We start from the raw sequence: 24,513 nt of genomic DNA, 5'->3' as shown, positions 1-24,513 counted from the left end.
ACTTAAGTAATTCACTTAGTGGGCGTTTCCGCCCGCTCCGCAGCCCCGCCGCTCGCTGGACGCGCAGCTGTGGCCTTGCTGCGCTCCCGGATCGAAAATAGAAATCGCACAACTGGAAATGCGCGAGTCGGCCCGCGTCGGCCTCGCTCGACGTGATTTTTGTCGTTTGAATTTCGACGAGTTCTGGAGACTATCGAATGACCCGTTTGTCCGGCCGTCACGGCAATAGCGTGCGTTCCCCGTCCTCGGGCCTTTCGATCGGCAGTTCTCACAGAGGCGGGCTTCTGCTCGGCGTCTCGGCGCTCAGCATCGCGCTTTCCATGGGCCTTTCGCCGGCGCAAGCGCAGCAGGCGGGCGGGGCCGGCGGCAATCCGGGCGGCGGAACGGCGGGAACGACGAATAGCGCCGGAGTCGGAACGGCGGGCGGCAATGCGACCAACGCCGCGGGCGGCGGCGGTGGCGGTGGCGTCAACGCCAAAGGCGGCGCGGGCGGCGGCGGTGCGCCAGGCGGAACCGCCCCGGCCGGCGCTGGGGCGAATGGGCCTGCCGATCAAGGCGGCGGCGGCGGCGCGGGCGCCGCGACCGCCTTTACCTTTGTCGGCGCGACAGCCGTCGCCAACCTCGTGGGCAACCCCGGCGGCGCGGGCGGGGCCGGCGGCTCGGGAACGGGCTCCGGCGGCGGCGGCGGCGCGGGCGGCAATCTCGCCGTTATGACCGGCGGCGCGGGCGTGTTCAGCGGTGTCGCCGTCGGCGCGACGACGACGGGCGGGGCCGGCGGCAACGGCGGCTCGGCGACAGGAGCCGCCGGCAATGGCGGCGCGGGCGGCGGCGGCGGCTCGGCATTTCTGTTCACCGGCTCCGGGTCTGATGTGAATATCAATGGCGCGGCTGTCGGCGGGGCCGGCGGCGCCGGCGGAAAGAGCGGCTCTCTCTTCGGCAATGGCGGCGCCGGCGGCACGGGCGGCGCGGCTATTTCCGCTGTCGGGGCGCTCGGAACCGTGACCAATGTCGGCTCGATCGTGGGCGGCGCCGGCGGCGTCGGCGGGGTGACCGCCACCGGCGTCGGCGGGACGGGCGGGGCCGGAGGAGCGGGCCTTTCGGCGATCGCCGGCGGGACGATCGTCAACTCGGGAGCCATAAAGGGCGGCGCGGGCGGGCTCGGCGCCAGCGGCTCGGCCTCGGGCAATGGGGGCGCCGCGATCGTCGGCTCCGGTCTCACAATCACCAATTCCGGCGCGATCGCCGGCGGCGCAGCCGGCGGGGCGGGCGGCTCGGCCGGCGTCGCGCTCGATCTGTCCGGGACCAATCGGCTTATCACTCTGGGCGCTGGCGCGCTCTCGGGCGACATTCGCGCCAATGGCGGAACGCTGACGCTCGATCAGACCGTCGTGGGCGCCGGCAACGCCGCTTATGCGAATAAGATCGTGGATACGGCGGGCAATCTCAACGTCGTCGTCGACGCCGGCGCGAATGCGGTCACGCTGAGCAACGCCGCAAATAATCAATTCCAGACGCAGGTGAAGAGCGGGACGCTCTCGGTCGCCAATGCGGGGGCGCTCGGCGGCGGCGATCTCTCGCTCGTCGCCGGCGGCGTGGCGGCGCCGGCCTTCCAACTCGCCGCCGGCGCCAGCGCGCAGTTTTTGACCCAGAACGTCAAGATCGATCCCGGCGTCTCCGGAACCATCGGCGCCGGCGCCGGCTCGACACTGACCATCGCGCCCGGCGCGGGCAAGCAGCTGTCCTTGCAGGGCGGGGCCGGGACGACGGCGCATTTCGGATCGGCGACCAACACCGGAACCGTGGTTCTCGCGCCCACTCTCGCGACGGTCGCCAGTGCGGGCGCCGCTTCGGTGGACGGAGGGACGCTGCGGCTCGGCAATGCGCAGAGCGCGGGCGCAGTCTCGGGCCTGCAGGGCGGACTCAATGTCGGCAAGGACGCGACGACCGCGGCGACGCTCGACACCTATAGCTTCAGTTTCACCGCCAATAATCTGACGGGCTCATCCAAGGGCGTCATCACCAATAATGGCGGCGGCCTCGCCACGGTCACGACCAACAATTCCGTCGATACGACTTATTCAGGCGTGATCCAGGACGGCGTCGCCGGTCAGGTCGGGATCAATGTGAAGACATCGGGCGGCGTGCTGACGCTGGCGGGCGCGAATACCTACGGCGGCCCAACGATTATCGACTCCGCTGCGACATTGAAAGCCGGCACCGCCAACGCCTTCAGCCAAAAAAGTACGACCAGTGTTCTTGGAAAACTCGACCTCAACGGCTTCAACCAGACGATAGACACCATCTATCTCGCTGGCGGCCGCATTCGCAATGGGACGCTGACCAGCACCGATATAGCTGTCTCATCTTTCGGTGGAATTATCTCGGTTGGCGGCGCAGTCGAAAGCATCTCTGGCTCCACGGGCTTGAGGTTGACCGCGGGCACGACCAATCTCGAGGGCGCTAATACTTATTCCGGCGCCACATTGGTCGACGGTGCCACATTGCGGTTGAACAGCGCGAAGGGCCTCAGCGCCAATAGCGCGCTCACCGTCAATTGGGGCGGGACCTTCGATCTCAACGGATTCAACGCCACTGTCTCCGGCGTCGGCGGGCAGGGAACCGTCACCACCAATGGCGCCGCCTCGAAGCTGACCTTCGGCCTCGGCGCGGATTCGACCTTCGTGGGCCAGATGCGCGACGGCGCCGGCCAATTGTCGGCGCAGGTCTCGGGCGGCAAGACGCTGACCGTCACGGGGCAGAACATCTATTCGGGAACGACTCAGATCGACGCCGGTTCCGGCCTCGCCGTCGCCGCTGGCGGCGCAATCGGCACGGCCGCCAATCACGCCGGCGCCATCAATGTCGATGGAGCGCTGCTGATCAAGACCGGCGGCACGGTCGATGCGGGGACCAACAACCTCACCAATCAGGGAACCGTCACCATAGAAGCCGGCGGCCGCCTCACTGATGATCTCGTCAACAATGGAGTCGTCAACAACAGCGGCTTGGTGGCGGCGAATCTGCAGAACAATGCGGCCGGCACGGTGACCAACAAAGCCCCGACCGGCGTCTGGCAGGGCAATGTCGTCGCCAATAAGGGTACGATCGTCAATGAGGCGGGCGCCAATTGGATCGGCAATGTCAACGCCGGCGCCAATACCGGCTCCATCGACAATCGCGGCGCCTGGACCGGCAATGTCGGCAATAATCTCGGCCAGCTGAAGAACGGCGGAACGATCACCGGAACAGTCGCCAATTCCGGCGCGTTCGAAAATCTTTCGGGCGGCGTTGTCTCCGGCCTGCTGACTCAGGCCGCCGGAACGACGACCAATGCGGGCGCGCTCAATGGCGGCGCTTCAGTGACCGGCGGCCTGCTGACCAATAATAATCAGATCATCGGCGCCGTCGCGGTCACCGGCGGCCGGCTCGACAATAATGCGACGATCTCCGGCTCGGTCGACAATTCCGCGACCTTCAACAACTACGCCGGCGGCAATGTCACCGGCGGGCTGAAGACCTCGGGAACGGCGACCAACGCCGTCGGCGCGACGATCAGCGGCGGCGTCGCTGTGACGGCCGGGACATTCACCACCAAGGGCGTGGTCAATGGCGGGCTGACCAATTCGGGAACGACCCAGGCGCAGGGCGCGATCAATGGGATTGTGAAAAATCTCGCTGGATCGTTCAACGTCACCGGCGATCTGAAGACCGATTCGGTGCAGAACTCGGCCGGCGCGACCGTCGATATTTCAAAGGGAACGGTCTCCGGCGCTTCAAGCTCCCTGACCGTGGACAACGCCGGCTTGATCATCGTCAGAGCTTCGGCGACGCTCACCGCGCTCGGCGGTGTGACCAACTCAGGCGCGATCTCGGTCTTGGTCGGCGGAAAGGTCAATGACGCGCTCACCAATACCGGCTCGGTTTTCAATTCCGGCATCTACAACGGCGATCTCATCAATTCCGGCGCTGCAGCGACGGTGACCAACCTAACGACAGGCCAGTGGACCGGAAATGTGCTGTCGAACTCGGCCGGTGCAAAGATCGTCAATCAGGGCGCGTGGTTCGGTAGCGTCTCCAACACGGGTGGCTCGATCACCAGTGCGTCGACCTGGATCGGAAACGCCGTCAATTCGAGCGGAACCATCGCCAATGGCGGCGTATGGGTTGGCGCGCTGACCAATGACGTCGCCGGAACCTTTCAGAATTTGTTCGCTTCCTCCACGCTCACAGGGCTGCTGACGACCTCGGGAACGGCGACCAACGCCGGCGTGCTGGACGGCGGCGCGCTCGTCCTCGCCGGAACGCTGACCTCGACGGGCACGATCAACAATGGCGCGACCGTCACCGGCGGAACGCTGACGACGAGCGGAACCGTCAATGGCGGCCTCGTCAATGGCGTCGCCGGCACGGTGTTCGCGTCCGGCGCGATTAATGGGCAGATCGACAATAGCGGCAAGTTTACGCTGAATGGCGCGTTGGCCAACAATGGCTCCACGGTCAACAACAATGCCGGCGCGACGCTCGACGTCAATTCGAGAAGCTTCACCAACATCGGCGCGCTGAACAATAATGGCGCGATCACCATCGCCGGCGGCAGTCTCGCGGTGAATGGAACGCTCACGCAGGCCGCGGGCTCGATTCAGAATATCGGCGGCGCGATCGCCGCCAATGCGATCAACGAGACCGGCGGCCTCATCACCAATAGCGGGACCATCGGCGCGACGACGACCTTCGCGGTCAATGGCGGCGTTCTGACGAATAACGCCGGCGGCGTGGTGACGGCCGCGGCGCTCACCGTGGGCGCCGGCGGGACGATCAACAATAATGCGACGATCACCTCGGCCGCCGCGATCCAGAACGCCGGCCTCGTCAACAATAATAATGGCGGAACGCTGAACGGCGGCCTCGTCAATACGGGGACGCTCAACAATAATGCCGGCGCCATCCTCAATGGCGGGCTGACCAATAGCGCGACGGCGACCAATGGTGGAAGCGTCAATGGCGGCGTCGCCAATAGCGGCTCCTTCACGACGACGGGCGCCGTCACTGGCGGGCTGGTCAACGCCGCGGCGGGCGTGACGAAAGCGGCTGGCTCCATCGCCGGCGGCGTGACCAATACGGGCTCCTTCACCGTTACCGGCGCGCTCGCCAATGGCGCGGGCAATTTCGCCAATAATGGCGCGGGAACGCTCTTTGTCACCGGCGGTGACTACGCCAATATCGCCACTCTGACGAATAGCTCGACCGCCGCGACCGGCGTGTCGGTGTCGGCGGGCCGCACGCTCTCGGCGAGCAATGTGACCAACGCCGCTGGCGCGACCATCGCTAATTTCGGCGCGCTCGCTTCCGCAAATGTGATTCAGAACGCTGGAACGCTCAATAATTCCGGCGCCGTCACCGGCGGCCTGAATAATGCCGGCGCCTTTAATCAGCTCGCCGGCTCGCTGTCCGGCGGGCTGACCAATAGCGGAACGGCCAATGTCGCCGGCTCGCTCGCCGGCGGCGTGACCAATACGGGCTCCTTCACCGTCACGGGCGCGCTCGTCAACGGCGCGGGCAGCTTCGCGAATAATGGCGCCGGGACGCTGTTCGTCACCGGCGGTGACTACACGAATGTCGGCGCCTTCGTGAACAGCTCCACGGCGGCCACGGGCGTTTCCATCGCGGCCGGCCGCACGCTGAGCGCGACAGGCGTGACCAACAGCGCCGGCGCGACGATCGTCAATGCGGGAACGCTGGCCTCCACCGGCGCGGCGATCCAGAATGCCGGAACGCTGACCTCGACGGGCGCGCTCACCGGCGGCTTGAACAACACGAATCTCGCCAATGCGGCGGGCTCGATCGCCGGCGGCGTCGCCAACACGGGAACATTCACCGTGACCGGCGCGCTCGCCAATGGCGGCGGCGATTTCGCAAATGGCGGCGCGGGAACGCTCGCCGTCTCCGGCGGCGATTACACGGGCGTCGGCGCGCTGACCAACAGCTCCACCGCCGCGACCGGCGTGACGATCGCCTCCGGCCGCACGCTCTCGGCGACCAGCGCGACGAATAGCGCCGGCTCGACGATCGCGATTTTCGGCGGCGCGCTGCTGACGACCAATGGCTTCGTCAATCAGGGCAAGGTCAACGCCGCCGGAACCATCGGCGGCGGCGTGACCAACACGGGGACATTCAATGTCACCGCGGCGCTCGCCAATAATGGCGGCAAGTTCGACAATAACGGCAATGGCGCGCTCATCGTCGGGGCCGGCGACTACACCAATATCGGCGTGCTGACGAACAATTCCGTCGGCGACGCGACGGCGGGCGCGCAGTTCCAGGGGATCGGCGTCTCGCTCGGCCATGGCCGCACGCTCGGCGCGACGAGCGTCGTCAATAATGCGACGATCGCGCTCGGCGACCGCACGACCAATTCGACGGTCAATTCCATCATCGCCGGCAATCTCACCAATAATGGAACGCTCGATCTCGCCGCGGCCAATCAGGTGGTCGCCAATGGCGCGACAGCGGCGGCGCTCGCAAATTCGCTCACCGTCAATGGCAATTACACGGGCGGCGGCGTGCTGAATGTGGCCGCGCGCTTCGCCGATCTCGGCGGACAGCGGGCCGGCGAGCTGCTGGTGAACGGCGCCGGCGCCGGCAATGTCACCACGGTGATCGTCAATCCGTTCCAGAATCAGACCGGCTTTTTCGCCAGCCCGATTCTGATCGCCAAGACCAACCCCGGCTCGACCTCGACATTCCAGCTCGGCAACGCCACCACCAGCATAGGCGCCGCGCAGGCGCTCAACACGGGCCTCGTGAGCTTCAACCTGCAGCAGCTCACCCCCGGCCAATGGTATCTCGTCCCCAATCTCGACACCGGATCGCTGTCGGCGATCGGCGGCAGCGTCGCCTCGGCGGTCGCTTCCGCGACCACCGGCTTCTTCCAGAGCGCCTCGGCCTTCGTGCAATCGCATCCCGACGCCAAGCCCAACGCCGTCGATTTCGGAATTTGGACGCGCGCCGCCGTCGGCCGTTCCGATCTCGCGAGCTCCTCCAGCGCGCCGACGGCCGCAGGCGGGACCGCCATCACCAATGAGAAGACGCGCACGCTCTACAGCGGCTATCAGGTCGGCCTCGACGCCTCGCTCTCCAACATAGAGAACACGCAGATCAACCTGCACGGCGGCGTGATGGCCGGCCAATATCTCTCCAATTCCTATGATCTCCTCGGCTCCGGCACGAGGACGCGTTTCGACGTGCCTTTCGTCGGCGTCTATGCGGTGGCGACCGGCTTCGGCTTCTTCGCCGATGTGCAGTTCCGTCACGACTTCTGGAACGCGGACATCACCAATTATCGCGCCGGCCTCAACGAGAAGCCGCTGGAGGGCCGCGGCTGGGCGGGCTCCGCCTCGCTCGGCTATCATTGGGATCTGCCCAATGATTGGTTCATCGAGCCCTCGGCCGCGATCAATGTCACCAGCGTCGATTTCGATCGGCTGCAGGTGGCGGCGGGCACGACGCCGGCCTATCTCGTCCTCGACACGGTGCGCTCGACTCTCGGCCGCGTCGGATTGCGGGCGGGAACCTCCTTCGTCCTCGACAATAAATACGCCTTCCAGCCCTTCGCCTCGGTCAGCGGCTGGAACGAGTTCGAGACCAATCTGAAGGAGAGCTTCCAGCAGAACGTCACCTATGTGCCGATCACTGTGTCGCGCTCCGGCGCTTTCGCGCAATTCGGCCTCGGCGTCTCGGCGCAGATCATCGACACGGGCTGGGTCGGCTTTGTGCGCGGCGATTATCGCACCGGCGAGAAGCTGACCGGCGCCGCGCTCAATGGCGGCGTGTCCTATCGCTTCTGAGCGGCCGCGCCTTTTCTCGCACGAGGCGGAAGGAGAGCCTTCCGCCTCGTGACGCGGTTTGCCTTCCGTCCTGGCTTACGCCACTCTCCGCCCATGGATCGCAAAAGCGGCAAGCGGCGGACGCTTCTCACCGGTCTCCTGATCTTCGCGCTCTGCGCGCCCGCGCGCGCGGAGGAAGACGGCCCGCACGTGTCGATCATCCGCGACGCGGAGATCGAGCAATTATTGCGGGACTACACCGCCCCTGTGCTGAAGGCGGCGGGGATTCACAGCGAGGCGGCCAAGATCATTCTGGTCGGCGACCGCTCCTTCAACGCCTTCGTCGCCGACGGGCAGAAAATCTTCGTCAACACGGGCGCGCTGATGGAGGCGAAGACGCCCAATGAGATCATCGGCGTGCTCGCGCATGAGACCGGCCATATCGCCGGCGGCCATTTGGCGCGCGGGCGCCAGGAGCTCGCCAAGGCGACCATCCTCTCCGTCGCCGGCATGCTGGCGAGCGCCGGCGCCATGGTCGCGGCGCGCGGCGCCTTCAACCGCCGCGACGGGCAGGTGGGCATGGATTCCGCCGGCGCCGTCGGAATATTGCTCGGCCCGCAAGAGGCGGTGAAGCGCTCGCTGCTCGCCTATCAGCGCGGCGAGGAGCAGGCCGCCGACCGCATGGCGGTGCGCTTCCTCACGGCGACGCATCAATCCGCCAAGGGCATGCTGGAAGTGTTCAACCGCTTCGCCAGCGAATCCTTGTTCAAGACGACGGCGATCGATCCCTATCTGCTGTCGCATCCGCTGCCGAACGAGCGCATCTCCAACCTCGATCAGGCCGCCAAGCAATCGCCCTATTTCGATGTCCCGGACTCGCCGGCGCTGCAGGCCCGTCACGATCTGATGCGCGCCAAGCTCATCGGCTTCATGGGCAATTCCGGCGAGGTGGCGCGGCGCTATCCCATCTCCGATCTTTCGCTACCGGCGCGCTACGCCCGCGTCATCGCCGATAATCGCTTCGGCCGGCTGGAGGATGCGCTGCGCGGCGCCGACGCCCTGGTCGCGGCCGATCCGAAGAACCCTTACTTTTGGGAGCTGAAGGGGCAGATATTGCTCGAGGCCGGCCGCGCCAATCAGGCCATCGCGCCTTTGCGCAAGGCGGCCGCCATCGCCGGGCCGGGCGCGACGCCGATCCGCGTGCTGCTCGGCCATGCGCTGGTCTCAGCCGACGATCCCAAGCTGCTGAACGAGGCCGTGAGCGTGCTCGCCAATGCGACGCAGCGCGACGAGGATAGCGCCGACGCCTGGGAGTTTCTGTCCATGGCCTATTTCCGCAAGGGCGAGAACGCCAAGGCGCAACTCGCGGCGGCCGAGGGCCTCTTCGTCGCCGGCAAATATGTCGAGGCGCGCACGCAAGCGACGCGCGCCCAGGCGCAGTTCAAGGAAGGCACGCAGGGCTGGCTGAAGGCGGACGATATATTGACCTATCGCCCGCCGGGGAGCGAGTGAGACGATCGACGCAGGATTTTTTCGACCGGGACATCAGCATGCCGAGTACGGAAAGCGGGTCGATTTGAATTTCGCCAATGCGTCAGAAGCAGCCCTTTCAACAGCGCCGCTCAATAGCTATTTTGCCAAGCGCCGACGGCGCTGGCTGTTACGAAGCTCGAGAACTCTAAACTTGGCACAGCGCGCGCCGACGTGTGTCAGTTCCGGGTAGATGATGGACGGCGATCCAGCAGGACAGAAGGCCAGACGTTTCTCAGAGTCTCTAACGCACGACGATCATGTGCGCGGCGTTGTCAGATTCGTGTTCGGCGCCGTGGGCTTGGTCGCCTTCAACGCGCTTATCGGTCTGTTCGATCCATATCGAACCATTGACGCTCGCATCACGAAAGCGGAACAGCTGTGCGACTACTACCGCCCAAAAATTAAGAATGGCTGGCCAGAAGAGCGGGATCACAAACCCGTGCCGCCGGGCTCGATCCCCTGCGACTCGGCCAGTGAGCGCGAACTTGATCGAACATCCGAATTTCCGGTCAAGAGATATTTTGTAATGTTCGTCGAGTACGTGTCGCCCGCCGACGGAAAAAACTATTCGCAGCGCATTCAGATTCCAGCGGAACGACTGTCGCCGAATTTTAAACCTGGCATGACGATTCGGGTGTCTGCCTCGACGACCGATCCGTATTCGGTGCGTGGCCAGTAACAGGTCCTTTTCCGAGTCAATTTTGATTGTGAGATGGTCGTTCTTGCCCTCGTGGATCTCGTTGTCGCTCGTCTGGCTTGGACGAAACTTCTCGTCGATGTGGCGGTGGAGGAGGTCGCGGCCGGTGGAGCAATGACGCTGGACGAGCATCTCTCGCAACTCGACGCTCTGGTCCGCGCCGAGGCGTGCTGAAGGCGCGTCTCTTTGTCGCGTGAAAGGCTCGAGGTTGCGCGAAAGGCCAATGTCGATCTGGCGAGAGTTCTCGCCTATCTCGATGGCGTCGCCGGACCTCCGACTGTCGGCAAACACCGCGGCGTCTTTGAACCCTCTACCGGCGGATCGCCGACCATCCCGCGACGCAGAACCGCATTGAGTGGATAGGGGTGGTTTCGCCTTTCGTCGTGATCTATCGGTATCTCGAAGGCTAGGACTTCGTGACCGCGGGAAGGTTTCGCCCGCGCAAGCTCGGGACGACAGATTGACCAGACTCCCCCTCGCTCTCACCCAGGGCGACCCTTCCGGCATCGGCCCGGAGCTGACGCTGAAGGCCTATGCCGCGCGCAAGGCGCGGGCTCTGCCGCCTTTCTTCGTGCTCGCCGATCCGGCGCAGCTCGCGCGGACGGCGGCGGCGCTCGGGCTCGAGATCGCGCTGCGCGAGGTCGCGCCGGAGGGGGCGGCGGCGGTTTTCGACGCGGCTCTGCCGGTCGTGCCGCTCGGGCTTTCGGTTCGAGGAGTTCCCGGCGCGCCCGAGCCCGCCGACGCGGCGGCGACGATCCTCTCCATAGAGCGGGCCGTCGAGCTGGTCGCGGAGGGAAAAGCGCGCGCGCTCGTCACCAATCCGATCGCCAAAAATGTGCTCTACGCCGCCGGCTTCGCGCATCCGGGCCATACGGAGTTTCTCGCGGCGCTGGCGGAGCGGCGGTTCGGGCGCCCCTTCCGCCCGGTGATGATGCTCTACGCCGAGGAGCTCGCCGTCGTTCCGGCGACGATCCATGTCGCGCTCGCCGAGGTTCCGCGCCTGCTCACCCGCGAGCTGCTGGTGGAAACCGGGGTGATCGTCGCCGCCGATCTTTCGTCCCGCTTCGGCCTCGCTTCGCCGCGCCTCGCCTTCGCCGGGCTCAATCCGCACGCCGGCGAGAGCGGCGCCATGGGCCGCGAGGAGATCGACGTGATCGCCCCCGCCGTGGCCGAGCTGCGCGCGCGCGGGATAGACGCCACCGGCCCGCATCCGGCCGACACCATGTTCCACGCCGCCGCCCGCGCGCGCTATGACGTCGCCATCTGTCCGACGCATGATCAGGCGCTGATCCCCATAAAGACGTTGGCCTTCGATCGCGGCGTCAATGTCACGCTCGGCCTGCCCTTCGTGCGCACATCGCCGGACCATGGCACGGCTTTCGACATAGCCGGGAAGGGAGTCGCCGAGGCGACGAGCGTCATAGAGGCGATCCGCCTCGCCGACCGAATGACGGCGCGATGATCGACGATCTGCCGCCATTGCGCGAGGTGGTCGCGCGCCATGGGCTGATGGCCAGCAAGGCGCTCGGCCAGAATTTTCTTTTCGACCTCAACCTCACCGCCCGCATCGCTCGCGCCGCCGGCCCGCTCGCGGGCGCGACCATCGTCGAGATCGGCCCCGGTCCCGGCGGCCTCACCCGCGCGCTGCTCGCCGAGGGGGCGGGGCGCGTCATCGCCGTGGAGCGCGATTCGCGCTGCATTCCGGCGCTGCGCGAGATAGAGGCGCGCTATCCTGGGCGGCTGGTCATCGTCGAGGGCGATGCGCTGGCGCTCGATCCGGCGGAGCTGGCGCGGCTGCACGGGCTCGGCGGGCCGGCGCGGATTTGCGCGAACCTTCCCTACAATATCGCCACCGAGCTGCTGGCGCGCTGGATCGAGGCGGAGCCTTGGCCTTCCGTCTTCGACCGCTATGTGCTGATGTTCCAGCGCGAGGTCGCCGAGCGCATCGTCGCGACGCCGGCGCAGCGCGCCGATTATGGCCGCCTCGCCGTGCTCTGCGGATGGCGGACGCGCTCGCGCATATTGTTCGACCTCTCGCCCTCGGCCTTCACGCCGCCGCCCAAGGTGACGTCATCCGTGGTGGAGCTCATTCCCAATGCGTCGCCGCTGCCTTGCGATCCGAAGCTATTGTCGCAGGTGACGCGCGCCGCCTTCGGCCAGCGCCGCAAAATGCTGCGCCAGAGCCTGAAATCTCTGCCGAAGCCGGGCCTGGATGTGACCGCGCTGCTGGCGCGGGCGGGCATAGAGGAGACGCGCCGCGCCGAGGAGATCGACATCGGCGGATTCGTCGCATTGGCGCAGGCTCTGGCTGTCCTATCTTGACTCTGCGGCGCCTATCTTCGAGGAGCGGCAGTAATGGCGAAATTCTATTTTGCGGCGGTGGAGACCGAGGAAGGCCTGCGCGCCGAGCTCAAGATCGCAACCCCTTATTCGCTGGCGGCAGATGTCTTCGATCCGAGCGAGAGCTTCGCCGATTATGAGGCGAAGCTGGACGGCGCTCTGCGCGAGCTGGAGCGCACGCGCGACGAGGCGCGCGCCTGGTTCGCCAAGCATAATGGCGCGTCGGCGGCTGGGTGAGCAGGCGGGCGGCTCCGGGCTCGTAACCGCGTTTTCCCGGGGGCCTGAATTTCCGCTTGGCGGCCCCGCCTTACTCGATTATAAGCACCAGATGCGTGGCGCGCGGCCTGGGGTCTCGCGCCGCGACTGTTTTGTGGCGGTCCCGATGAGTCCCGTGGCCGCGGTCCTCGGCTCGGTGAAACATCTCGGCTCGGTGAAGCATGGCCAATCCGTTTCAGTTCCTGCAAGAAGTGCGCTCGGAAGCGAGCAAGGTCGCGTGGCCGACCCGCCGCGAGACCCTCATCACCTCCGGCCTGGTGGTCCTCATGGTGCTGGCCGCGAGCATTTTCTTCGTCGTCGTCGATCAGGGGCTGCGACTCGCCGTGGGCATGCTGCTGCGGATCGGCCAGTAAGGCCGAGGAACCCGCCGGCGCGCCGATCGTCGAGAGCGAAATTTTGGAGCTTGTCGCGCCGTGAGCATGCGCTGGTATATCGTCCACGCCTATTCGAACTTCGAGAAGAAGGTCGCCGACTCCATTCGCGAGGGCGCCGCGCAGCGCAATCTCTCCGATCAGTTCGAGGAGATTCTCGTGCCGACCGAGCAGGTCATCGAGGTGCGCCGCGGCCGCAAGGTCAGCTCGGAGCGCAAGTTCTTCCCCGGCTATGTGCTGGTGAAATGCGACCTCTCCGACCAGGTGTTCTCGCTCATCAAGAACACGCCGAAAGTGACCGGCTTCCTCGGCGCAGACAATAAGCCGATGCCGATCAGCGAGGCGGAGGCGATGCGCATCAAGGGCCAGGTGGCCGATGGCGTCGAGCGCCCCAAGCCCTCCATCTCCTTCGAGATCGGCGAGACGGTCCGCGTGGCCGACGGCCCCTTCGCCTCCTTCAACGGCGTGGTGGAAGAGGTCGACGACGCCCGCTCGCGGCTCAAGGTGGCCGTGTCCATCTTCGGCCGGCCGACTCCGGTGGAGCTGGAATTCGCGCAGGTGGAGAAGGTTTGACGATTCCACGAATTCCCTCTCCCGCTCGCGGGAGGGGGTGGCCCGACGTAAGCCGGGTCGGGTGAGGGCGCTTCGAAAGTCCTCACCGTCGCGCATTCGCGCGACGCCTTCTCTCGCGAGCGGGAGAAGGAAAAAGCCGTGGCGGGCGCGCCCCTGTCGCCAGGGGGATCACGCGTCGGACCACGAACTGCAACCGGCGGCTCGGGACGCGGAAGCGTGTCCGGCCGCTCAATGTTGGAGATGAGACATGGCGAAGAAAATCGCCGGCTACATCAAGCTGCAAGTGCCGGCGGGCGCGGCCAATCCGTCGCCGCCGATCGGTCCCGCGCTCGGTCAGCGCGGCCTCAACATCATGGAATTCTGCAAGGCCTTCAACGCCAAGACGGCGCAGATGGAGAAGGGGACGCCCATCCCCGTCATCATCACGGCCTTTCAGGATCGCTCCTTCACCTTCGAGCTGAAGCAGCCGCCGGTCTCCTACTTCCTGAAGCAGGCAGCGGGCGTCAAATCGGGCTCGAAGACGACTGGACGCGGTTTCGTCGGCCAGGTCACACGGGCGCAGATTCGCGAGATCGCCGCGAAGAAGCTGCAGGACCTCAACACGACGTCGATCGAGTCGGCCGCGTCGATGATCGAGGGCTCCGCCCGTTCCATCGGCCTCGAAGTGGTGGGGTGAGATCATGGCCCATATCGGAAAACGCATCGCCAAGGCGCGCCAGGCCGTCGAGCGCACCAAGCTCTACCCGGTCGACGAGGCGATCAAGCTGGTTCGCGCCAACGCCACCGCCAAATTCGACGAGTCCATCGAGATCGCGATGAATCTCGGCGTCGACCCCAAGCATGCGGATCAGATGGTGCGCGGCGTCGTCAACCTGCCGAATGGCACCGGCCGCACGCTGCGCGTCGCGGTCTTCGCCCGCGGCCCCAAGGCCGATGAGGCCAAGGCCGCCGGCGCGGATATCGTCGGCGCCGAGGATCTCGTCACCATCGTCCAGGGCGGCACGATCGAGTTCGATCGCTGCATCGCCACCCCGGAGCTGATGCCGCTCGTCGGCCGCCTCGGCAAGGTGCTCGGCCCGCGCGGCCTGATGCCGAACCCCAAGGTCGGCACGGTGACGATGGACGTCGCCGGCGCGGTGAAGGCCTCCAAGGGCGGCGCCGTCGAGTTCCGCGTCGAGAAGGCCGGCATCGTGCAGGGTACGGTGGGCAAGACCTCCTTCGAGGAGGGCAAGCTCGCCGAGAATATCCGCGCCTTTGTGGATGCGGTGGCCAAGGCCAAGCCCGCCGGCTCCAAGGGCACCTATATCCAGCGCGTGGCGCTCAGCTCCACCCAGGGGCCTGGCGTCAAGGTGGATGTGGCGACGCTCGGCGCGACGCAGGCGTGATGCGAGGCGGCGGCCCCAGGGCCGCCGTTTTCTCCCCGGCGGGGCGGGGCGCGGCCCCTCTCTCCGGCGAGAGATTAACGATGTTTTTGCGCCTTTCCATTAATCAATTGTTAACTGTGAATTCCATGCTAAGCTCAGTGCAGCTTCCGTTATTGCTCGAGGTCGTGAAGACCGGCGGGCGCGTTTCGGAAAATTTGCGTAGATCGCCGATTTTTAAGAAAGTCGTGTGGATGTTCACTGAGCAAAGCGCAGGACGCAACGCCGGCTATCGCCTGAATTCTGGCGACGAAGGCGCTTTCCATCTCATCTCCGACCGCATGTGCAAGGCCCTCGGCCATACGCTGATCGCCCTCATCGTCGCTGGCGGCTTCGTCAAGCTGGCCTATGTCGAGGCCGGCGAGGCGGTGAGGCGCGGCCGCCGCGGAGCGCGAGCCTGAGCGCAGCACGCAGGCGGGCCGAGCGGTCGCCTTCGGCCGCGCCGGGGCGCAGCGAAGATTCCACTTGGCAAGAGCGTTGGCCGTCGTTAAATAAGGCCCCTCGGGGTCGGCCAGCGTTCGCGACCCCATTTTCAGATATCAGCTTCCGTCGAGCTCGATTCCCGATACGGGGACAGGGCGAGACGGTGGATAGGCCGGCGGACCCGGGGGAGATTCCTCGCGTCCCGTCCGGCCATGTCCTGTCCGAGACTGCCGGCGCCTGTCCGAGGCTCACCCCGAGGACGGCTCAATCGGCTCGCTGGACGGCGGAGCCCTCCGCCCCCGACGAGCGGCCTGCATAGACGGGGAAGACCGGAATTGTAGGGCCGGCGCGGCGCTTTTCAAAGCTCGCGCGCGGTCTTTCGAATTTGGTTGGCGCCCCTCTGATCCGAGGCGAGGCCGTTTCGGCCCTCAGCCGAGGGGACAGGATCTACGGCGCCGTCGCGCCCGCCGCTCCCGCGGCGATGCGACGGCTCATCGCAACGGCGGGGCTCGTCCCCGCTCGAGGAGAGAGCAACCGTGGACAGAGCGGAGAAAAAGCAAGCCGTCGCGGCGCTGAACGAGGTCTTTGCGAAGACCCCGGTCGTCGTCGTGGCGCATTACTCCGGCCTGACCGTCGCCCAGATGCAGAAGCTGCGCAAGCAGGCTCGTGAATCTGGCGCTTCCGTTCAGGTCGCCAAGAACCGCCTCGCCAAAATCGCTCTCGACGGCACGAGCGTCGCCTCCATCGGCCCCCTTCTGAAGGGGCCGACCCTGATCGCCTATTCGGACGATCCGGTGGCGGCGCCCAAGGTGGCCGCGGCCTTCGCCAAGGATCACGACAAATTCGTCATCCTCGGCGGCGCGCTCGGCGCCCAAGCCCTCGACCCCGACGGTGTGAAGTCGCTCGCGACTCTCCCGTCGCTCGACGAACTGCGCGCAAAGCTCGTGGGCCTCATCCAGGCTCCGGCGACCAAGATCGCGCAGCTCACGACCGCTCCGGCCGCAAAGCTGGCGCGCGTGGTCCAGGCCTATGCCGACAAAGACGCGAACGCGGCCTGATAGGCGGCGCATATCCAACCAAGCAGAACCGAATTCGAAGGACTGAAGCAAGATGGCTAATCTCGAAAAGATCGTCGAAGACCTGTCGAGCCTGACCGTGCTCGAGGCCGCCGAGCTGGCGAAGCTCCTCGAGGAGAAGTGGGGCGTTTCGGCCGCCGCGGCCGTCGCCGTCGCCGCCGCTCCGGGCGCGGCCGCCGCCGCGGCTCCGGTCGAGGAGAAGACCGAGTTCAACGTCATTCTGGCCGCCGCCGGCGACAAGAAGATCGAGGTCATCAAGGAGGTCCGCGCGATCACCGGCCTCGGCCTCAAGGAGGCCAAGGACCTGGTCGAGGGCGCTCCCAAGCCGGTCAAGGAAGGCGCTTCCAAGGACGAGGCCGAGAAGATCAAGGCCGCCCTCGAGAAGGTCGGCGCCAAGGTCGAGCTCAAGTAAGACGAAAATCGCCCTCTCCCGCTTCATGGCGGGAGAGGGTTTTCGGCACGGATGACCAGGAGCGAATGGCGAATAGCGAATAGCGAATAGACAGGATCCTCTATTCGCTATTCGCAACTCGCTATTCGCTTTCAATAAGAGGATCGAGAGGCGACATGGCTCAGACTTCGGCGCAAACTTTCTCCGGTCGCAAGCGTGTCCGCAAATTCTTCGGCCATATCCGCGAAGCCGCGGAAATGCCCAATCTGATCGAAGTTCAGAAAGCTTCCTACGACCAGTTCCTGCTCGTCGACGAGCCTGCGGGCGGGCGTCCCGACGAGGGTCTGCAGTCGGTCTTCAAATCCGTTTTCCCGATCTCCGATTTCTCGCAGGTCGCTTTGCTCGAATTCGTCCGCTACGAGTTCGAGCCGCCGAAATACGACGTCGACGAGTGCCGCCAGCGCGGCATGACCTTCGCCGCGCCGCTGAAGGTGACGCTACGCCTCATCGTGTTCGATGTCGATCCTGACACGCAGGCGAAATCCGTCAAGGACATCAAGGAGCAGGACGTCTATATGGGCGACATGCCCTTCATGACGGCGAACGGCACCTTCATCGTCAATGGCACGGAGCGCGTCATCGTCTCGCAGATGCACCGCTCGCCGGGCGTCTTCTTCGACCATGACAAGGGCAAGAGCCATTCCTCCGGCAAGCTCCTGTTCGCCGCGCGCATCATTCCCTATCGCGGCTCCTGGCTCGACATAGAGTTCGACGCCAAGGACGTCGTCTATGCGCGCATCGATCGTCGCCGAAAGATTCCGGCGTCATCGCTGCTGTTCGCGCTCGGCATGGACGGCGAGGAGATTCTCTCCACCTTCTACAACACCATCACCTTCAAGGCCTCCGGCGACAGCTGGCGCCAGCCCTTCGACCCGGAGCGGCTGAAGGGGCTGAAGGCCGTCAACGACATCGTCGACGCCGACACCGGCGAGGTGATCGTCGAGGCGGGCAAGAAGCTCACCGCGCGCGCCGCGCGCCAGCTCGCCGAGAAGGGCGTGAAGGCGATCAAGATCCAGTCCGAGGATCTCTACGGCCAGTTCCTCGCCCAGGATCTCTATGATCCGTCGACGGGCGAGATCTTCGCCGAGGCCGGCGACGAGATCACGGTGAAGTCGCTGCCGCTGCTGGTCGAGAAGGGCTTCGACGAGCTGCCGGTGCTCGATATCGACCATATCAACATCGGTCCCTACATCCGCAACACGCTGGCGGTCGACAAGAACTCCTCGCGTGAGGAAGCGCTGTTCGACATCTACCGCGTCATGCGTCCGGGCGAGCCGCCGACGATGGATACGGCGGAGGCGATGTTCTATTCGCTGTTCTTCGATCCCGAGCGCTACGACCTCTCGGCCGTCGGCCGCGTGAAGATGAACATGCGCCTCGACCTCGACGCGCCCGACACGATGCGCGTTCTCCGCAAGGAGGACATCGTCGCCGTCGTGCGCGCGCTCGTCGATTTGCGCGACGGCCGCGGCGAGATCGACGATATCGACCATCTCGGCAATCGCCGCGTGCGCAGCGTCGGCGAGCTGATGGAGAACCAGTATCGTCTCGGCCTCCTGCGCATGGAGCGCGCGATCAAGGAGCGCATGTCCTCGGTCGACATCGACACGGTGATGCCGCAGGACCTCATCAACGCCAAGCCGGCGGCGGCGGCTGTGCGCGAGTTCTTCGGCTCGTCGCAGCTCTCGCAATTCATGGACCAGACCAATCCGCTGTCGGAGATCACCCATAAGCGCCGCCTCTCGGCGCTGGGACCGGGCGGTCTGACGCGCGAGCGCGCCGGCTTCGAGGTGCGCGACGTGCATCCGACGCATTACGGCCGCATCTGCCCGATCGAGACGCCGGAAGGTCCGAACATCGGCCTCATCAACTCGCTCGCGACCTTCGCGCGCGTGAACAAATACGGCTTCATCGAAGGTCCCTACCGCCGCGTGCGCGACGGCAAGGTGACGAGCGAGGTCGCCTATCTCTCCGCCATGGAGGAGCAGAAATACCACGTCGCCCAGGCCAATGCGCCGATCGACGCAGAGGGCAATCTGCTCGAGGATCTGGTGCTGTGCCGTCACGCCGGCGATGTGGTGCTCGTCCCGCGCGAGCGCGTCGACGCCATGGACGTGTCGCCCAAGCAGCTCGTCTCGGTCGCCGCGGCGCTCATTCCCTTCTTGGAGAATGACGACGCCAACCGCGCGCTGATGGGCTCCAACATGCAGCGTCAGGCCGTGCCGCTGGTGAAGGCCGACGCGCCGCTGGTCGGCACCGGCATGGAGCCGGTGGTCGCCGCCGACTCCGGCGCCGCCATCGCCTCGCGCCGCGCCGGCGTCGTCGACCAGATCGACGCGACGCGTATCGTCGTCCGCGCGACGGAAGAGCAGGACCCGACCAAGCCGGGCGTCGACATCTATCGTCTGATGAAGTTCCAGCGCTCGAACCAGTCGACCTGCATCAATCAGAAGCCGCTGGTGAAGGTCGGCGACTATGTGAAGAAGGGCGACATCATCGCCGACGGTCCCTCGACCGATCTCGGCGATCTGGCGCTCGGCCGCAATGTGCTCGTCGCCTTCATGCCGTGGAACGGCTACAACTTCGAGGACTCGATCCTTCTCAACGAGCGCATCGTCAAGGACGACGTCTTCACCTCGATCCATATCGACGAATTCGAGGTGATGGCGCGCGACACCAAGCTCGGCCCGGAGGAGATCACGCGCGATATTCCCAACGTCTCGGAAGAGACGCTGAAGAATCTCGACGAGGCCGGCATCGTCTATATCGGCGCGGAAGTGCAGGCGGGCGACATTCTCGTCGGCAAGATCACGCCCAAGGGCGAGAGCCCGATGACGCCGGAGGAGAAGCTGCTCCGCGCCATCTTCGGCGAGAAGGCGTCCGACGTTCGCGACACGTCTCTGCGCGTGCCGCCGGGCGTGCAGGGTACGATCGTCGAGGTGCGCGTGTTCAACCGCCACGGCGTCGAGAAGGACGAGCGCGCCCAGGCGATCGAGCGTGAGGAGATCGAGCGTCTCGCCAAGGACCGCGACGACGAGCTCGCCATTCTCGACCGCAACACCTACGCCCGTCTCTTCGAGATGCTGGTCGGCAAGGTCGCGATCGCCGGGCCGAAGACCTTCAAGAAGGACCAGCCGCTCAACCAGGCGATCCTCGACGAATATCCCCGCTCGCAGTGGTGGACCTTCGTCGTCGAGGACGACAATCTGATGAGCGGCATCGAGGCCGTGCGCAAGCAATATGACGAGTCGAAGAAGGGTCTCGAGAACCGCTTCCTCGACAAGGTCGAGAAGCTGCAGCGCGGCGACGAGCTGCCGCCCGGCGTGATGAAGATGGTCAAGGTCTTCGTCGCGGTGAAGCGCAAGATCCAGCCCGGCGACAAAATGGCCGGACGCCACGGCAATAAGGGCGTGGTCTCGCGCATCGTGCCGCAGGAGGACATGCCCTTCCTCGAGGATGGTCAGCCGGTCGATATCGTGCTGAACCCGCTCGGCGTGCCGAGCCGCATGAATGTCGGGCAGATTCTCGAGACGCATCTCGGCTGGGCCTGCGCCGGCCTCGGCAAGCAGGTGGGCGCCGCCGTCGACGCCTATATGCGCAGCAAGGATACGAAGCCGCTTCGGGAGAAGCTCTCCGACATCTATGGGCCGAACGAGTCGCTCGAGGGACTCGACGACACGACGGTGGTGGAGGTCGGCAAGAATCTGCGCCGCGGCGTGCCGATCGCGACGCCGGTCTTCGACGGCGCGCGCGAGAAGGACATCGTCGAGATGCTGACGCGGGCGGGGCTCTCCTCCTCTGGTCAGGTGACGCTCTTCGACGGCCGCTCGGGCGAGGCCTTCGATCGCAAGGTGACGGTCGGCTACATCTATATGCTGAAGCTGCATCATCTCGTCGACGACAAGATCCATGCGCGCTCGATCGGCCCCTATTCGCTGGTCACGCAGCAGCCGCTGGGCGGCAAGGCCCAGTTCGGCGGACAGCGTTTCGGCGAGATGGAGGTGTGGGCGCTCGAGGCCTATGGCGCAGCCTATACGCTGCAGGAGATGCTGACGGTGAAGTCCGATGACGTCGCCGGCCGCACCAAGGTCTATGAGTCGATCGTGCGCGGCGACGACACTTTCGAGTCGGGCATTCCCGAGAGCTTCAACGTGCTCATCAAGGAAATGCGCTCGCTGGCGCTCAACGTCGAGCTCACCTCCGCCGAGCCCGAGGAGGGCGAGGAGCCGCCGCCTGGCGAGACGACGGCCGAGGCGGCCGAATAAGGCCGCCGCTCTTCCTTCTCCCGCAGGGCGGGAGAAGGTGGCCCCGCGAAGCGGGGTCGGATGAGGGCCGCCGCGGATCGCGCGAGCCCTTGGAACCCTCACCCGACCCGACTGACGTCGGGCCACCCTCTCCCACAAGTGGGAGAGGGGATGCGCACATAAGATTTATGGACGTAGCGGAGAGACATCGCGAGGCGAGCGCGCTTCATCCGTTCTGCGTCTCTAGGAGAAGACCATGAATCAGCAAGAGGTCATGAATCTCTTCAATCCGGTCGTCCAGCCGCAGGCGTTCGATCAGATTCAGATTTCGATCGCGAGCCCGGAGAAAATTCTCTCCTGGTCGTTCGGCGAGATCAAGAAGCCGGAGACGATCAACTACCGCACCTTCAAGCCGGAGCGCGACGGCCTGTTCTGCGCCCGCATCTTCGGCCCGATCAAGGATTACGAGTGCTTGTGCGGCAAGTACAAGCGCATGAAATACAAGGGCGTCATCTGCGAGAAATGCGGCGTCGAGGTGACGCTGGCGCGCGTGCGCCGCGACCGCATGGGCCACATCTCGCTCGCCGCCCCGGTCGCGCATATCTGGTTCTTGAAGTCGCTGCCCTCGCGCATCGGCCTTCTGCTCGACATGACGCTGAAGGACCTCGAGCGCATCCTCTATTTCGAGTCCTATATCGTCATCGATGCGGGCCTGACGCCCTTGAAGGAGCGCCAGCTCCTCACCGAGGACGAATATCTGCGCGCCCAGGACGAATATGGGCAGGATCACTTCACCGCCATGATCGGCGCCGAGGCGATCCGCAAGATCCTCGAGTCGATGGACCTCGAGGGCATCGCCGCGCGCCTGCGCCAGGAGATCGCCGAGGCGACCACCGAGCTGAAGCCCAAGAAGCTCGCCAAGCGCCTGAAGATCATCGAGGCCTTCATTCAGTCCGGCAATAAGCCGGAGTGGATGATCCTGAAGGAAGTCCCGGTCATTCCGCCGGACCTGCGCCCGCTGGTCCCGCTCGACGGCGGCCGCTTCGCGACCTCGGACCTCAATGATCTCTATCGCCGCGTCATCAACCGCAACAATCGTCTGAAGCGGCTGATCGAGCTGCGCGCGCCGGATATCATCATCCGCAACGAGAAGCGCATGCTGCAGGAGGCCGTCGACGCTCTGTTCGACAATGGCCGTCGTGGCCGCGTCATCACCGGCGCCAATAAGCGTCCGCTGAAGTCGCTCGCCGACATGCTGAAGGGCAAGCAAGGCCGCTTCCGTCAGAATCTGCTCGGCAAGCGCGTCGACTATTCCGGCCGCTCGGTCATCGTCGTGGGTCCGGAGCTCAAGCTCCATCAGTGCGGCCTGCCGAAGAAGATGGCGCTCGAGCTGTTCAAGCCCTTCATCTATTCGCGCCTCGACGCGAAGGGCCATTCGGCCACGGTGAAGCAGGCCAAGAAGCTGGTCGAAAAAGAGAAGCCGGAGGTTTGGGACATCCTCGACGAGGTGATCCGCGAGCATCCCGTGCTGCTCAATCGCGCGCCGACGCTCCATCGCCTCGGCATTCAGGCCTTCGAGCCGGTGCTGATCGAGGGCAAGGCGATCCAGCTGCATCCGCTCGTCTGCGCGGCGTTCAACGCCGATTTCGACGGCGACCAGATGGCCGTGCACGTGCCCTTGTCGCTGGAAGCGCAGCTCGAGGCGCGCGTGCTGATGATGTCGACGAACAACATCCTGCATCCGGCCAATGGTCAGCCGATCATCGTGCCGTCGCAGGACATTGTTCTCGGCCTCTATTATCTGTCGCTGGAGCGCGACGGCGAGCCCGGCCAGGGGATGATGTTCGCCGATCAGGGCGAGATCGAGCATGCGCTGGCCGCCAAGGCGATCACGCTGCAGACCAAGATCAAGGGCCGCGCCTGGACCTACAATGAGAAGGGTGAGCGCGTGTCGAAAATCTTCGACACGACGCCCGGGCGTCTGATCCTCGGCCAGCTGCTGCCGCGCAACCCCAAGATTCCCTTCGACGCAGCCAATAAGCTGATGACGAAGAAGGAAATCTCCAACATGATCGACACCGTCTACCGCAACTGCGGTCAGAAGGAGACGGTCATCTTCTGCGATCGCATCATGTCTCTCGGCTTCCGCGAGGCGTTCAAGGCGGGCATCTCCTTCGGCAAGGATGACATGGTCATTCCGGAGACGAAGGAGCGCATCATCACCGAGACGCGCGGCGCGACCAAGGAATATGAGCAGCAGTATAATGACGGCCTCATCACCCAGGGCGAGAAATACAATAAGGTCGTCGACGCCTGGATGAAGTGCTCGGAGAAGCTCGCCGAGGAGATGATGATCCGCATCTCCACCGTCCGCAAGGACGAGCATGGCCGCGATCTGCCGATCAACTCGATCTATATGATGTCCCACTCGGGCGCCCGCGGCTCGCCCGCGCAGATGAAGCAGCTCGCGGCGATGCGCGGCCTCATGACCAAGCCCTCGGGCGAGATCATCGAGACCCCGATCATCTCGAACTTCAAAGAGGGCCTCACCGTTCTCGAATACTTCAACTCCACCCACGGCTCGCGCAAGGGCCTGTCGGATACGGCGTTGAAGACCGCGAACTCGGGCTATCTCACGCGTCGTCTCGTCGACGTGGCGCAGGATTCGATCATCACCACGGTCGATTGCGGCACTGAGAAGGGCATTCGCATGCGGGCGATCATCGACGCCGGCCAGGTCGTCGCCTCGCTCACCTCGCGCATTCTCGGCCGCACCGCGGCGGAGGATCTGCGCGACCAGCAGGGCAAGGTGATCGTCCCCAATGGCGAGATGATCCAGGAGTGGCATATCGAGCCGATCAACGCCGCCGGTCTTCAGGAGGTGAAGATCCGCTCGGTGCTGACCTGCGAGTCGAAGAACGGCGTCTGCGGCAAATGCTACGGGCGCGATCTCGCCCGCGGCACGCCCGTCAACATGGGCGAGGCGGTCGGCGTCATCGCGGCGCAGTCGATCGGCGAGCCGGGCACGCAGCTCACCATGCGCACCTTCCACATCGGCGGCGCGGCGCAGCTCGCGGACCAGTCCTTCGTCGAGTCGAACTTCGAAGGCACGGTGCATATCCGCAACCGCCATGTCGCGCGCAACTCGGACGGCGATCTCATCGTCATGGCGCGTAACGTCGCGGCGGTGATCGTCGGGCCGGACGGCGTCGAGCGCGCCGTCAACCGCATCCAATATGGCGCGCGGCTGAAGGTGGACGAAGGCGACAAGATCAAGCGCGGCGA

Annotated in this window: 16 protein-coding genes; all 16 read left to right on the top strand. The window is 65.3% G+C overall.

The genetic code is table 11. The features are described 5' to 3' along the window. The first annotated feature begins 197 nt into the window (after positions 1-197). Complete coding sequence (locus A1351_RS03100; protein ID WP_064032150.1) at positions 198-7,844, top strand: hypothetical protein; 7,647 nt, start codon at positions 198-200, stop codon at positions 7,842-7,844. Positions 7,845-7,937: 93 nt separating this feature from the next. Next, the gene (locus A1351_RS03095; RefSeq protein WP_064032148.1) at positions 7,938-9,335 is read left to right on the top strand and encodes a M48 family metalloprotease; all 1,398 of its coding nucleotides are present in this window, start codon (positions 7,938-7,940) and stop codon (positions 9,333-9,335) included. 211 nt (positions 9,336-9,546) lie between these two features. Then, positions 9,547-10,035, top strand: a complete 489-nt coding sequence (locus tag A1351_RS24350) for a hypothetical protein (RefSeq protein WP_157096068.1) — start codon at positions 9,547-9,549, stop codon at positions 10,033-10,035. 33 nt (positions 10,036-10,068) lie between these two features. Next, complete coding sequence (locus A1351_RS24345; RefSeq protein WP_157096067.1) at positions 10,069-10,227, top strand: hypothetical protein; 159 nt, start codon at positions 10,069-10,071, stop codon at positions 10,225-10,227. 286 nt (positions 10,228-10,513) lie between these two features. After that, positions 10,514-11,515, top strand: coding sequence for a 4-hydroxythreonine-4-phosphate dehydrogenase PdxA (pdxA, locus tag A1351_RS03085; RefSeq protein ID WP_026599670.1), 1,002 nt, complete (start codon positions 10,514-10,516; stop codon positions 11,513-11,515). After that, complete coding sequence (gene rsmA, locus A1351_RS03080; protein WP_026599669.1) at positions 11,512-12,375, top strand: 16S rRNA (adenine(1518)-N(6)/adenine(1519)-N(6))-dimethyltransferase RsmA; 864 nt, start codon at positions 11,512-11,514, stop codon at positions 12,373-12,375. The genes pdxA and rsmA overlap by 4 nt, the downstream gene beginning before the upstream one ends. 33 nt (positions 12,376-12,408) lie before the next feature. Further along, positions 12,409-12,630 carry a hypothetical protein gene (locus A1351_RS03075; RefSeq protein WP_026599668.1) on the top strand — a complete coding sequence of 74 codons (222 nt, stop codon included), beginning with the start codon at positions 12,409-12,411 and terminating at the stop codon, positions 12,628-12,630. A gap of 200 nt (positions 12,631-12,830) precedes the next feature. After that, the gene (gene secE, locus A1351_RS03070) at positions 12,831-13,022 is read left to right on the top strand and encodes a preprotein translocase subunit SecE (protein WP_024881587.1); all 192 of its coding nucleotides are present in this window, start codon (positions 12,831-12,833) and stop codon (positions 13,020-13,022) included. 60 nt (positions 13,023-13,082) lie between these two features. After that, entirely contained in the window at positions 13,083-13,613 is a 531-nt protein-coding gene (gene nusG, locus A1351_RS03065) for a transcription termination/antitermination protein NusG (RefSeq protein ID WP_024881586.1), read from the top strand. 247 nt (positions 13,614-13,860) lie between these two features. Beyond that, on the top strand, positions 13,861-14,289 hold the full coding sequence (gene rplK, locus A1351_RS03060; protein WP_018267520.1) for a 50S ribosomal protein L11: 429 nt from the start codon (positions 13,861-13,863) through the stop codon (positions 14,287-14,289). Positions 14,290-14,293: 4 nt separating this feature from the next. Beyond that, positions 14,294-14,998: a 50S ribosomal protein L1 gene (gene rplA / locus A1351_RS03055; protein WP_024881585.1), complete on the top strand. Its 705-nt coding sequence runs from the start codon at positions 14,294-14,296 to the stop codon at positions 14,996-14,998. Positions 14,999-15,228: 230 nt separating this feature from the next. Further along, entirely contained in the window at positions 15,229-15,435 is a 207-nt protein-coding gene (locus A1351_RS25095) for a hypothetical protein (RefSeq protein WP_157198954.1), read from the top strand. A gap of 558 nt (positions 15,436-15,993) precedes the next feature. Beyond that, the gene (gene rplJ, locus A1351_RS03045) at positions 15,994-16,515 is read left to right on the top strand and encodes a 50S ribosomal protein L10 (protein WP_024881583.1); all 522 of its coding nucleotides are present in this window, start codon (positions 15,994-15,996) and stop codon (positions 16,513-16,515) included. Positions 16,516-16,567: 52 nt separating this feature from the next. Beyond that, complete coding sequence (gene rplL / locus A1351_RS03040) at positions 16,568-16,945, top strand: 50S ribosomal protein L7/L12 (RefSeq protein WP_018267526.1); 378 nt, start codon at positions 16,568-16,570, stop codon at positions 16,943-16,945. 155 nt (positions 16,946-17,100) lie between these two features. After that, positions 17,101-21,249 carry a DNA-directed RNA polymerase subunit beta gene (rpoB, locus tag A1351_RS03035; protein WP_064032144.1) on the top strand — a complete coding sequence of 1,383 codons (4,149 nt, stop codon included), beginning with the start codon at positions 17,101-17,103 and terminating at the stop codon, positions 21,247-21,249. A 235-nt stretch (positions 21,250-21,484) separates the two neighbouring features. Further along, a partial coding sequence (gene rpoC, locus A1351_RS03030; protein ID WP_064032142.1) for a DNA-directed RNA polymerase subunit beta' occupies positions 21,485-24,513 on the top strand: 3,029 nt, incomplete at its 3' end.

It is taken from the genome of Methylosinus sp. R-45379 (genome assembly GCF_001644125.1).
Lineage (GTDB): Bacteria > Pseudomonadota > Alphaproteobacteria > Rhizobiales > Beijerinckiaceae > Methylosinus.
This window is presented reverse-complemented; position numbering and strand designations above follow the sequence as displayed.